14 protein-coding genes are annotated in these 12265 nt (G+C 65.9%); 10 read left to right on the top strand and 4 right to left on the bottom strand.

Going from position 1 to position 12265, the window contains the following annotated elements:
• Positions 1-92 precede the first annotated feature (92 nt).
• Entirely contained in the window at positions 93-563 is a 471-nt protein-coding gene (gene soxR, locus N5D91_RS18005; protein WP_032128280.1) for a redox-sensitive transcriptional activator SoxR, read from the top strand.
• Positions 564-656: 93 nt separating this feature from the next.
• The gene (locus N5D91_RS18000) at positions 657-1142 is read left to right on the top strand and encodes a hypothetical protein (RefSeq protein WP_125895152.1); all 486 of its coding nucleotides are present in this window, start codon (positions 657-659) and stop codon (positions 1140-1142) included.
• Between the two features lie 14 nt (positions 1143-1156).
• Here N5D91_RS18000 and N5D91_RS17995 read toward each other — a convergent pair whose 3' ends face one another.
• A complete protein-coding gene (locus N5D91_RS17995; RefSeq protein ID WP_164162386.1) occupies positions 1157-1618 on the bottom strand; it encodes an isoprenylcysteine carboxylmethyltransferase family protein in 462 nt (153 codons plus the stop codon).
• A gap of 153 nt (positions 1619-1771) precedes the next feature.
• On the opposite strand from N5D91_RS17995, the gene N5D91_RS17990 reads away from it, so the two are divergent.
• The 6 genes from N5D91_RS17990 to N5D91_RS17965 all read left to right on the top strand — a co-directional run bounded on the left by N5D91_RS17990 (position 1772) and on the right by N5D91_RS17965 (position 7836).
• The gene (locus N5D91_RS17990) at positions 1772-3787 is read left to right on the top strand and encodes an alpha/beta fold hydrolase (protein WP_180854951.1); all 2016 of its coding nucleotides are present in this window, start codon (positions 1772-1774) and stop codon (positions 3785-3787) included.
• 62 nt (positions 3788-3849) lie between these two features.
• Positions 3850-4833, top strand: coding sequence for a hypothetical protein (locus tag N5D91_RS17985; RefSeq protein WP_180854950.1), 984 nt, complete (start codon positions 3850-3852; stop codon positions 4831-4833).
• Positions 4834-4938: 105 nt separating this feature from the next.
• On the top strand, positions 4939-5811 hold the full coding sequence (gene hchA, locus N5D91_RS17980; RefSeq protein ID WP_110711953.1) for a glyoxalase III HchA: 873 nt from the start codon (positions 4939-4941) through the stop codon (positions 5809-5811).
• A gap of 5 nt (positions 5812-5816) precedes the next feature.
• Complete coding sequence (locus tag N5D91_RS17975) at positions 5817-6521, top strand: PA1136 family autoinducer-binding transcriptional regulator (RefSeq protein ID WP_180854949.1); 705 nt, start codon at positions 5817-5819, stop codon at positions 6519-6521.
• A gap of 108 nt (positions 6522-6629) precedes the next feature.
• Positions 6630-6842 (top strand): hypothetical protein, encoded by a 213-nt coding sequence (locus N5D91_RS17970; protein WP_306308741.1) that lies wholly within the window; start codon positions 6630-6632, stop codon positions 6840-6842.
• A gap of 139 nt (positions 6843-6981) precedes the next feature.
• Positions 6982-7836: an endonuclease/exonuclease/phosphatase family protein gene (locus N5D91_RS17965; RefSeq protein WP_180854948.1), complete on the top strand. Its 855-nt coding sequence runs from the start codon at positions 6982-6984 to the stop codon at positions 7834-7836.
• Positions 7837-7855: 19 nt separating this feature from the next.
• Here N5D91_RS17965 and N5D91_RS17960 read toward each other — a convergent pair whose 3' ends face one another.
• The gene (locus N5D91_RS17960; RefSeq protein ID WP_110711949.1) at positions 7856-8119 is read right to left on the bottom strand and encodes a hypothetical protein; all 264 of its coding nucleotides are present in this window, start codon (positions 8117-8119) and stop codon (positions 7856-7858) included.
• A 247-nt stretch (positions 8120-8366) separates the two neighbouring features.
• Between N5D91_RS17960 and N5D91_RS17955 the strand changes: the two genes are divergently transcribed.
• On the top strand, positions 8367-9575 hold the full coding sequence (locus N5D91_RS17955; RefSeq protein ID WP_219635140.1) for a PAAR domain-containing protein: 1209 nt from the start codon (positions 8367-8369) through the stop codon (positions 9573-9575).
• Between the two features lie 4 nt (positions 9576-9579).
• Entirely contained in the window at positions 9580-10056 is a 477-nt protein-coding gene (locus tag N5D91_RS17950) for a hypothetical protein (protein ID WP_180854947.1), read from the top strand.
• A 78-nt stretch (positions 10057-10134) separates the two neighbouring features.
• On the opposite strand, the gene N5D91_RS17945 is transcribed toward N5D91_RS17950, so the two are convergent.
• Both N5D91_RS17945 and N5D91_RS17940 read right to left on the bottom strand, forming a co-directional pair.
• Positions 10135-11559: an efflux transporter outer membrane subunit gene (locus N5D91_RS17945; RefSeq protein ID WP_110711946.1), complete on the bottom strand. Its 1425-nt coding sequence runs from the start codon at positions 11557-11559 to the stop codon at positions 10135-10137.
• On the bottom strand, positions 11553-12263 hold the full coding sequence (locus tag N5D91_RS17940; RefSeq protein ID WP_279922719.1) for an SDR family oxidoreductase: 711 nt from the start codon (positions 12261-12263) through the stop codon (positions 11553-11555). The genes N5D91_RS17945 and N5D91_RS17940 overlap by 7 nt, the downstream gene beginning before the upstream one ends.
• Positions 12264-12265 lie beyond the last annotated feature (2 nt).

Raw genomic sequence — 12265 nt, 5'->3', positions numbered from 1 at the left:
GATTCATGACCTGCAGCCCAGGGTTCACATGCAGGAAAAAGGGAACTGCCTTATAAAACCTCATGTATTGATGAGGTCAAGGAACCCCGGCCATGAAGATCGATGTCAGCGTTCCGCTTTCCGTGGGCGAAGTCGCGCGTCGCAGCGGGGTCAGCATTGCCACCGTCCACTTCTATGAAGCCAAGGGACTGATCCATGGCTGGCGCAACAACGGCAACCAGCGCCGCTACCGCCGCGACGTGCTGCGGCGCATTGCCGTGATCAAGGTCGCACAGCGTGCAGGCGTTCCCTTGGCCACGATCAAGATCGCGCTGGATGATCTTCCAGCCGAACGGGCGCCCAGTTCGAAGGACTGGGCAAGGCTGTCCAGCAACTGGCGCGACATGCTGAACGAGCGCATCCGCAGCCTGGTCCAGCTGCGCGACCAGCTTGACGGCTGCATCGGCTGTGGTTGCCTGTCACTGAAGGACTGTCCGTTGCGAAACCCTGGCGACCAGTTGTCACAACGCGGCGACGGGGCCGTCTTGCTTGAATCGGACGACGGCAGCCGGAATGGGTCATGATCCATTGCTGCACGCGGTACTGACTGGAACATCGCACAATGAGGCGGCATCCTCCGTCCGTGTTGCTGTCCACTACCTACAGAAGGACCTGCGATGAGAATCGTGATCATCACCTCTGCCCTGCTCCTGGCTGCTTGTGCCGCGACCCCGGCTGCGCACGCGGCTGCACCCGCCATCGCGCCGCCCGGCACCGCAACACTCGAAGCCCTGCTGGCCTGCAAGGCAGGCTCGACCTTCAGCGAAGCCGAGGCCATCGATGCCCTGCAGGCAGCCGGCCTGGCCAGGAAGCCTGGTGGCACGTTCGAGCCGGAAACCACGCCGGTCGCCCTGTTCGGCGGTACCGTCACCCATGCCGACGTGAATGTCGCCGAGGGCGAGAAGAGCATCTTCGTCTACTTGAACGGTGTCGACCCCAAGCGCCTGGCCAAGACCTGGTCGGTGACCACGGTCAACGAATACGCCAACACCGAAGCACCATCCTACGTGAAGCGCGTCGACAAGCACCACACCCTGCACGTGATTGCCGGTGATGATTACGAAGGCTATTCCGCTGCCGTGAAGTGCCAGATCACACCGTGACGGCCTGACCCGCGCTAGAGCCAGCGCCGTATCCGCTGGCGGAAGGCTGCGTATGCCTCGGGAAAGCGGGCCGACAGTGCCCGCTCTTCCGGCATGATCTGCCATCGGTTGATGTACAGCACGAACAACGGCACGGCCAGCAGTGCGGTCAGGTTCTGCAGGTACAGCATGGCACCTGCCAGGACAGTGGCCTGGCCCAGGTACATCGGGTTGCGCGTGTGGCGGTACACGCCGTGCGTGACCAGCACGCTCGACGTCGCAGGCCGCAGGGGGTTGACCGTGGTGCCCACGCGCCGGAAGGCCAGCTTCGGCAGCAGGTTCAATACCACGCCGAAGGCCATCACCAGCCCCGCAAGCAACTCCAGCACGGGTAGCTGCAGCGCCGCGCCCGGCTGCCATCGGCTGCCCATATAGCCGATGGCGGCGCACAACAGCATCACAAGAGGCGGAGGAACACGGGTCTCAAGCCATCGCATCGCAGTCCCTGCATCGTTCCGTTCACCTCAGTGTCACACGGAACTGCCTGAATCGCTTGCGTGGCAGCAGTTGCCAGGCACAAACCGACCGCCCGGTATCTTCCGCTTTGACATGCCGACCGCTAGAGTGGCGCCACCGCGCAGGAGGATCGTATGGCAACCACGGGCTTGGGCTTCATCGGCCGCACGACCCTCATCATCACCGTGCTGCTCACCCTCGGTGGCTGCGCGACGCTGCGCCAGTTCGGACCGTCGGTGCAGGTCGCCTCGGTCACGCCCGGCCAGTACATCGCGCTCAAGCGCGGTGACATCCTCACCACCGGCAAGCTCAGCTCGGCGACCACGGAAACCCTGCGCGTGGCCGGCCTCGACGAAGGCGTCTGCGCCAAACCTGGCCTGCCCTGCATCGAAGCGATGGAAGCCACCATCGTGGTGCGCGAGGAGGACAAGCGCTCGAGCCTGGCCGAGCTCTGGCTGCAGTATGCGATGACCCTGCCCGCCCCCAAGCGCGAGTACTCCACCTCGGGCCGTGCCAAGAGCGCGATCACCGAGCTGGACGCCGACTTCCAGCCGCGCCTCGATGCGTGGATGCAGGTGGCGCGCCAGGCGTATGCCTATCTGTTCTTCACCGAGCGCACCGCCAACCAGCGTGGCTTCGAAGACCGCCAGACCCAGGTGCGCGACTACTACAACCTGGCCGTGCAGGAAGCCTCGGTGCAGTTGTACAACGCCTATGCCACCGGGCGTGTCCGCAACGATGCCAGCCACCTGACCCTGGGCCGCTGGACCTTCGTGCTGGCGCCGTCCACCGATGCGTCACCGTTGGACACGCGTACGCCGACCGAACTGGTCCCCGCCGCATCGCTGTCGTTCACCGGCACGCTGCGCAGCGTGCACCGCCGCGATGGATTCGGTGCCGAGCTGGTAGCGGTGATGGACGACCCAGCCAGCGTCACGGCCTCGCCTGCAGCGACGCCTGCTGCGCAGGCCACCGCTTCGCCGAAGCAGAGCTGGAGCGAGATGCCCTCGCCGTCGATGACAGTGCTGCTGCGCTTCTCCGGAAAGAACCTGTGGGAAGTGCTGCACGACGACGAGCCGGAACTGGAGATCCACGATCCCTACCAGGTCACCGAAGTCACCCTGCACGGACAAGAAGTGCCACTGGCCGCGAACTTCACCGCTGGCTACGCGCTGTGGCTGGCCCGCTCGAACTTCAGCCACCAGTCGCTGCGCTCACTGTTCGGCGGCAAGGGCGGCATCGAAACGCCGCATCTGTACATGATGCAGCCCTACGATCCGAATCGCCGCGTGCTGCTGATGATCCATGGCCTGGCCAGCAGCCCGGAGGCCTGGGTCAACGTCGCCAACGAGCTGATGCGTGACGACGAGATCCGCCAGGATTTCCAGATCTGGCAGTTCTACTACCCGACCAACATGCCCATCGCGATGAGCCACGATGCGATGCGTCATACGCTGGCCGAGGTGTTCAAGCACTTCGATCCCAGCGGCAAGGCGCAGGCCTCGCATGACATGGTGCTGGTCGGGCACAGCATGGGGGGCGTGATCGCGCGGCTGATGATCTCCTCCTCCGGCGATCATCTGGTGGACACCCTGCTGGCAACGGCGCAGATGACACCGGCGCAGCGCGAACTGCTGCGTACCAAGGGCGCACCGGTGCTGACCTTCCTGCCCGAACCGGAAGTGTCGCGGGTGGTGTTCATCGCCACGCCACACCGCGGTACCGATGTGGCGGGCACCCGCCTGGGCCGCTGGATCGGCCGCCTGGTGCGGTTGCCGCTGACCGTGCTGGAAGACGTAGCCACCATCGCCAACGACGGTCAGATCGATCGCAACGATGGCAAGCACGGCTACCAGATGAACAGCATCCAGAACCTGGACAAGGACGATCCCTTCGTCCGCGCCGTGGCCGACCTGCCGATGTCGCCGAAGGTCCACTTCCACTCGATCATCGCGCGCGCCAAGGCCGACGGCCCGCTGGAGAAGACCGACGATGGGCTGGTGCCCTACTGGAGTTCGCACCTGCCGCGCGCGGAGTCCGAGAAGGTGATCGTGTCCGGGCACAGCGTGCAGGAAGCCACGCCGGCCATCGTCGAACTGCGCCGGATCCTGCACGAGGACATGCAGGAGCACGGTGCCGCGGCGAACTAGCGCTACCGGGACGCCACCACAGCGTGTGGGCTGCCCTCGTTTCAACAGAACAAGGCAACGGAATGCATATCAAGGACATCATCGGCCTGATCGGCCTGCGCGGTTCCGATCCGGCGCTGGCCGCCTGGTTCGCGCAGCACGGACTGGCATCTCCACCTGCCACGATCACCGCCAACCAGGGCCAGAAGTCGGCCAGGGACAAGGCACATGGCATGGAGTACCACTTTGCCTTCGACATCATCCATGATCGCTTCTACCCACCGCGGGAGGCCAAGCGCGGGAGCTGGGCGAGCCATCTGAAGTCGGTCACCCTGTATTCCCATCGGCCGCGGAACGCTCCTGCCCTGCCCGCGGGATTCTGGAGTGGATACGTCGGACCGGAGGCATCGCTTCAGGAGTGCCTGGACGGGTTCGACGGCCAGATGCAGGACTTCGGTGACACGGCCTACTTTGAGAAAGTGCTCGCTGACGATGTGCAGATGAAGCTCTGGTTCGATCAGCGCCACCGGCACGTGCAGGAGCTGCAGATCAATCTGGTCGAGGACCGCCAGTTCATCGGCCATCACGATTTCGACCCGGACAACGAACACAACACGTTCAAGCAGGCCTCGACCCTGCTGGTGCGCTGGCTGTTCGAACGCGGGCATCTGAAGCTCACCGATGCCCTCCGGGCCGCAGGACCGGGTGAGGACCATGAAGCCATCCTCCATTTCACCAAGCAGCGCCTCCACAATCACGTCTGGAAGAGCCAGGTGCAGGATGACCCTTCCCTGCATGCTGTGCTGGCACATTCGCAGACCACGCGCCCGCTGATCCTCAACGACGGTACCCGGTTGCCGCTGTATGCGCCGTGGATGCTGCTGAAGGCCGCTGATTGCTGGGACGCACACCAGTCGCTGTACAGCGACGACGCCCTGCCGGACTGGAGCGAACGCCTGACGGCCTTCGAACGCTCGGTGACGTTGGATGCGGCGCAGCAGCAGGCGTTCCTGTCCGCGCTGGATGAAGCCTACCGCTGCGTGAAGTCGGCACAGGGGGCCGCCTGAGGCCTGCCCGCCGCCACGGAAGCCCGTGGCGCTTGAGGGAATTCCCTCATCGCGCGTGCGCAGCGGGCCTTCTATGCTGGCCACACATTGCCGCAGGAGATCCGCATGAACACGCAAGAGCCCAGCCGCCAGCCCAGTCCCGATCCGGCCGAGCGCGACGCCTTCTTCCCGTCTCCGTACTCGCTGTCGCAGTTCACATCGGCCAAGAGCAACCTTGCCGGTGCCGATTATCCGGACGCACGCCGGGATGGTCGGTGGAAGGTGCTGATGATCGCCGCCGACGAGCGCTACCTGCCGACCGCCAATGGCCACCTGTTCTCCACCGGCAATCATCCCGTGGAAACGCTGCTGCCGATGTACCACCTCGACAAAGCCGGCTTCGACATCGATGTAGCCACGCTGTCGGGCAACGCCGTCAAGTTCGAGTGGTGGGCGTTCCCGCGCGAGGACAAGGAGATCGGCGGACTGTATGAGCGCTATGAAGCGCGCTTCCGCCAGCCGCTGCAGATGGACGACGTGGTGGCCGGCCTCGGCGCCGATTCGGACTACGCGGCAGTATTCATCCCCGGTGGCCATGGCGCATTGATCGGCCTGCCGGAAAGCCGCACGGTGAAGGCCACCCTGCAGTGGGCGATGGCACAGCAACGCCACATCATCACCCTCTGCCACGGCCCGGCCGCACTGCTCGCTGCTGGCGTGGACGAGGCCGATGGTGGTTCACTGTTCCGCGGCTACCGCATCTGCGCCTTCCCCGATGCGATGGACCGGCAGACGCCGGAGATCGGCTACATGCCGGGACAACTGCAGTGGTTCTTTGGTGAGCGGCTCGCGCAGCAGGGCGTGCAGATCGTCAACGACGGCATCGACGGCAGTGTGCTTCAGGACCGCCTGCTGCTGACCGGCGACAGCCCACTGGCCGGCAACGCGCTGGGCAAGCTGGCTGCACGTACCCTGCTCGACGCGCTGGCCGGGCGCTGACCCGGATGAGCGATCTGCTGCAGGCATTGTTGGAGCTGGAACGCGCCCGCTCGCTGAGCGAAGTGGGCGCGGTACTGCGCAGCATCGCGACACCCCTCGGCTACGACCGCGTGCTGGTGTTCGCCACCGGCACCGGGCTGGAGCGCAACGCGCAGCGCGTGTACTGGATAGAGGGCGACTGGCTCGGCGATGGCAGTGATACCAACCTCGCCCGCTATCTGCATGCCTGCCCGGTCAATCGCCACGTGCTGGACAGCGACGCGCCATTCTTCTGGAGCAAGCGCCAGGGCGTGCGCGGCGAACGCTACCAGATGGTGAAGCAGCCCCGTGGCGAAGGACTGCACGGCCTGCAGGTGCCGGTGTTCGGCACCACCGGCCTGGAGGGTGCGATCAGCTTTGCCGGGGCCGCGGTCGATGCATCCGCACGCGCGCGCCTGCTGCTGGAGGCTGTTGCGACCGCAGCATTCCGCACGGCGCGACGATTGGCCGAAGCCCCCGCCGAACTGCCGGTCGGCGCACTGAGCACGCGAGAGCGCGAGGTACTGCGCTGGGTCGCTGCCGGACGTCGGCAGGCGGAGATCGCCGCCACGCTTGGGCTTTCCGCACGCACAGTGGAAAATCATCTGCGCCGCGCGCGCCAGCGCCTGGGAGTAGCGACCACCGCACAGGCGGTACGCGCTGCCAGTCGCCGCGGCGAGATCGAGGACTGATCGCGGCCAAGCACTTCCGGCGGTCTGGTTCGCGTGTTACACACGCCATGCGCATGTGCGCGATTGCAGAAAGCAAGGATGACGCTTATGAAACTGCAACTGGCCTCAATGGCCGCACTGGCCGTGGCCCTCGCCGGAATGGTGTCGACCACCGCAACCGCCGCCGAAGTCGTCGAGGTTCTGGAAGAGTGCGTGCCCTTCCGCATCAGTGGCAACGTGTTCCACCAGCGCTGCACGTCGTACGTGGTCTACGACGATGGCACCCGCGAAGTCACCAGTCACTACAACCGGGACGAGAACGGGATGATCTACGATCCCTGATTGCCCCGCGCGCGATCCGTCGGGCGGTGCTTTCACCGCCCGCCCGGCATCCTCCATCCGCCCGTCCCGGCATACCACTGGCCCCATCGTCCATGGCATGCTCCATGAAACCGTTTTCATGGAATGGAGGGATTCCACGATGTTGTCGCGTTTCCGTCGCCCTGCGCTGTGCGCGCTGCTGGCGCTTGCTCTGCCTGTCGCCACCTGGGCCGCCACACCGGCGCCGCTGAAAGTGATGTCGTTCAATGTCCGCACCCCGGCCGATACCGAACCTGGCAAGCGTTGGCCGGACCGTCGCGATGCGATGGTCAAGGTCATCCTCGACGCGCACCCGGCGGTGATCGGCACCCAGGAACTGGTGAAGGAGCAGGCCGACTACCTGTCCGAACACCTGCCCGGCTACCGCTGGTTCGGCGAGGGTCGGCGTGGCGGCAGCGGCGACGAGCACATGGGCGTGTTCTACGACAGCAAGGTGCTGGCGATCGAGCAATCAGGCAACTTCTGGTTGTCCGACACGCCGGAGGTACCCGGCAGCATCACCTGGGGCAACCTGTACCCGCGCATGGTCACCTGGGCCCTGTTCCGGCGCCTCGATGACGGCCGTCGCTTCTATTTCATGGATACCCACCTGCCCTACCGCGACGAGGACGAGCCGCGCCGGGTGAAGGGTGCCGAACTGATCGGCACGCGCCTGGCGACGCTGCCGGCCGATCTGCCGGTGGTGTTGACCGGTGACTTCAACAGCGAGCCGGGTGGCGATACGTACAAGGCATTCACCCGCGCGCTGCAGGACACCCGCACCCAGGTGAAGGCACCACAGGGGCCACGTCTGACCTTCCACGATTTCACCGGCAATGCCACCACGCAGCTGGACTGGGTGCTGGTGCGCGGCTTCCACGCGCGCAGCTTCCTCACCGATGACCGTCGCATCGACGGCGTGCTGCCGTCGGACCACTTCCCGCTGGTGGTCGAGCTGGACTGGCCAACGCACTGAACCTGCGTCGCCGCCGCCACTACGGCGGCGGCCGCTTCGACAACAACCGGTACAGCGCCTGGTGCTGGTTGCGTGCCTGGCAGATGCGGGCGCCGATGGCGAGGAACACGGCGATGCCGATCAGCCCCAGCCCAACCAGTGGATCCGGCAGGCGCGCGAAGCCAATCGCCGCGGCCATCGTCGCCAACACCAGCAGCACCACTACGGCCACCGAAAGCCCCGCTCCGGGCGGGCCCGGATCACCGAACAACATGCGTTGGGTATCCCCTCTGCCATCAATCATCGTTTGTCCTCCCAAGGGCCTGCCTCATTAGTTACAGGGCAGGCCCAGGTTAGGGCAGAGTCAGATGCGTCATAACCGTGACGGTTGCCACATCTCATGGGCGCGCTAGCGTTCTGCCCCCTCAATTGCGCGTCGGCCAGCCGACCGGCCTCACGGCAGGAGCCTGTTCATGAATGTCAGTTCGCGGTTTGCGCGATAGCATGGCACCGGCAAGGATTCGCGGCTTCATTCACAGGGAGCGTGCTCGATGGCAAGAAACTGGATTGTGCTGGGTGATCCCCTGAGCAGCGGCGGCCAGGTGCTGCAGGGATCCCCGATGACGGATATCGACGGCAAGCCGGTCGCGCGCATCGGCGATCCAGCGCTCTGCAAGCGTCATGGCCCCACCCGCATCGCCTCCGGCGACAGCACGGTGATCATTGATGGACAGCCCGTCGCACGTCACGGCGATCTCTGCGCATGCGGATGCTCGCTGATGTCCAGCCAACAGACCCACGTGTTCCTCGAACAGGGCGGTGGCGGTGGCGCGGCAGCGGGAGGTTCGGCTGCGGCAACACTGGGCAAGGCCGCGAGCGTGGCCGGTATCGCCACGCGCCTGATGGGCAAGCGTGAAAGCGGCCTGTTCGACCAGGCACTGCGCTTCCTGACGCGCTCCAGGGAACCCCTCTCAAACGTGCCCTATACCCTGGAGCTGGACAACGGCGAGCAGGTCAGCGGGACCACCGACAGCAACGGTGCCACCGCGCGCGTGCAGACTGACAGTGCGGTGCGCATCGTGCGCGCGACGTTGAGCGAGCCCAGTGGTTCGGCCACCTGCTGCAGCAGCGTCACCGGCGCCGAAGACAAGGTCAGCTTTGCGGTGGACGGCGCCGCAACGACCGAAGAGGCCTATGGACAGTCCGTGGTGGAGGTCGAGGCCAAGGGCCACGAACGCAGCCTGACCGCCGGCGAAATCGACATCGCGCGCAAGGTGTTCGGCACCAGTGTCGACTATGCCCGGGTCAAGGTACACAACCATGGGTACTGGTTGTTCTTCGGGTTCCAGGACAAGAACACCGCGGTCACGCCCAACGGTGAGATGTACTTTCCGAAGGGCGTTCATGAGGACGACTATTCAGCATTGGGCGTGGACAAGCAGCACTGGTTCATCCACGAGATGGTGCATGTGTGGCAATACCAGCTGGGCTACTCCATCAAATGGGTCCGCATGTTCCGTCCCAACATGAAATATGACTACGCGCCATCGAACGACAAGCGCCTGTGCGATTTCAACATGGAGCAGCAGGGCGACATCCTTGCGGACTACTTCGTGGCAGCATTCACCAGCGAGGCGTACCAGGCCACCATCGCCGCACGTGTAGGAGCCTCCAACATGGCCGCAACACTGGCCCCGATGCTGTCCGATTTCCTGGCCGATCCGGCTGCAGCGTCCAACCTGCCCAACACCAAGGAATGACCCGATGCGCACCCTGCCCCTGCTTGCCCTGCTGTGCATGCCGGCCCTTGCGGGCGCGGCGACCTCGCGTCATGCGTCGGCACAGGTGAAGGATCAGCAAGGCACGCCCTGCGCGACGGCGGGCGATGAGCGTGCGCCAGTGACCGTGGACCACGTGCAGCTGTTCGAGCGCAGCGCTGGTCGCGAACGACCGTTGGCTACCGCCGAGCTTGGCGGCGACGGCCAGACACTGGCACCGGGCCACTGCCTGCGCCTGGACGAGCAGCCTGCGCTGCGCAGCGTCGCGCTGTCGCCCGGCCAAGCCTATGGCGTGGTGCTGATAGCGTCCGTACCCGGCCCGGAGGGTCCGTCACGGCGCTGGTACCGCGGCCTGTTCTGCGTCGTGGGTGAAGGCGCGCAGCGCCACGTGCTGCCCCTGCGGGATACCCCACGCGAGCGCCAGAAGGACCTTGCCGCCTGCCAGCTGCGGCAGGCCCCCTGACCCGCATCGCTGCAACAGGAAGGCCGGCACCGGCATTTCGCCCGTACCGGCCCAGGGCCTACTGGCGGAGCGTTGCGCTCAGCGCGCGACCGCGACGCTCGGCGCCGCCTGCGGCGCCTGCCCCCAGCCACCCAGCGCCTTGTACACACCGACAACGCTGACGTTGACTTCGGATTCGGCCGCAGCCAACGCATCATCCGCCGCCAACTGCGTACGCTGAGCATCCAGCAGGGTCAGGAAGTCCTCCGAGCCCTCGCGATAGCGGATCTGCGCCAGCGATTCGGCACGCCGTGCCGCCTGCGCCTGCTCGACCACGATCGCCAGCCGCGCCTGCTGCTTGGAATAGCGGGTCAGCGCGTTCTCGGTATCTTCCAGGGCCAGCAGCACGGCCTGCTCGTACTGTGCGGCCACGCCCTCGGCCTCGGCCTTGCTGGCACGCAGGCGTGCGCGCACGGTGCCGAAATCAAAGGCCGCCCAGCTCAGCGACGGCGTCAGCGACCAGGCCTTGTTGTTGCCATTGACCAGGCCACTGGCATCGCCGCCCAGGAACCCGACAAAGCCGGACAGCGACAACCGCGGGAACAGATCGGCGGTAGCCACGCCCACGCGTGCGGTGGCAGCGGCCAGGCGACGTTCGGCCACGCGTACGTCGGCGCGCTGGCGCAGCAGTTCGCGGGTATCGCCCAGCGGCAATGCCTTGGCGAACGCCGGTACCTCATGCGGCGCGAGCATCTCGGCCAGCACTTCCGGGCGCTGGCCGAGCAGCACCGCCAGTCGGTTGCGCGACTGCGTCTCGGCGACTTCCAGCAATGGAATGTCGGCCTCGATCGCCTTCAGGCGGGCCCGGCTGCTCTGCACGTCCAGCTCGCTGCCGGCGCCCAGCTCCCAGCGTGCCTCGGTCAGCTTCTGCGTATCACGCAGGTTGACCAGGGTGTGCTGGGCCACGGCGATGCGCTTCTGCGTGCCGCGCAGCTCGAAGTAGTTGCGCGCCACCTCAGCGGCGACCAGCACCTGTGCGTCGGCCAGGTTGGCCTGCTCGGCGTCGAGGTCGGCGCGCGCGGCTTCTGCAGCACGGCGCTTGCGGCCGAACAGATCCAGCTCCCAGCCCGCGTCGAAACCGAGCTGGTAGCTTTCACTGAACACCCGCTGCCCACCCAGCTGCGGATCGGGTTGCTTGCGGCGGTCGTAGCTGCCACCGGCGGTGATGTGCGGGGCCTGGTCGAAACGGCTTTCGACAAACACCGCGCGGGCCTGGCTGACACGGGCCACGGCCACGCGCAGGTCCAGGTTGTCCGACAGTGCACCGTGCACCAGTTCTTCCAGCACCGGATCATCGAACTGCGCCCACCAGCTCGCCACCGGCGAGGTGGTGCTGAACACCGGCTGCTGTGCGCCCTGCAGGACCACCGGTTCCTGCACCGGTGCCTTGTAGTTCGGGCCGACGCTGACACAACCTGCCAGCACCAGGCTGGAGACGGCCATCGCCAACGTGCGGATCACCATGGCAGCACCTCGCCCAGGTAGGTGAAGCTGCCGTTCGGGCCTTCGTGGCCGACCAGAGCCATCTGCACGCTGGAGCGCGCGCCCTCTGCGATTTCGATCTCGCCGTGGCCACCGTTCATGTCGGTTTTCACGTAGCCCGGATGCACGGTGTTGACCTTGATCTGCGTGCTGCGCAGTTCGTGCGCCAGCGCCAGGGTCCAGCTGTTCACCGCGGCCTTGGAAGCGTTGTAGGCCGGGATCTTGAAATCGTAGATGCCTGATGCCGGGTCGGCATGCAGGGTCTGCGAACCGAGGATGCTGGAGACATTCACGATGCGGCCGGCCTTGGCCTGCTGCAGCAACGGCAGGAAGGCCTGGGTCACCGCTACCAGCGCATAGACGTTGGTGTCGAAGGTGCGGCGCCAGGTGTCCAGCGATTGCTCGGACGGCCGCTGCGCCGGATTTTCCAGCAACACACCTGCGTTGTTGACCAGGATGTCGAGGCGGCCATGGCGCTCGCGCACCTGCTGCACAGCCTCGGCGATGCTGGCGCCATCGGTGACGTCCAGCTGCAGCGCTTCCACTGGCAGGCCCTCGGCCTGAAGCTTCAGCGCCTGCTCCACGGCGGTTTCGCGCTTGCGGCCGGCCAACAGCGTATGCACGCCGGCCTGGGCCAGCTGGCGCACGGTCTCGGCGCCGATGCCGCGGGTGGCGCCGGTGACCAGCG

The organism is Stenotrophomonas sp. GD03794, from assembly GCF_029842145.1.
Classification (GTDB): domain Bacteria; phylum Pseudomonadota; class Gammaproteobacteria; order Xanthomonadales; family Xanthomonadaceae; genus Stenotrophomonas; species Stenotrophomonas riyadhensis.
The sequence above is the reverse complement of the archived record's forward strand: the minus strand, read 5'-3'. Positions and strand labels throughout refer to the sequence as shown.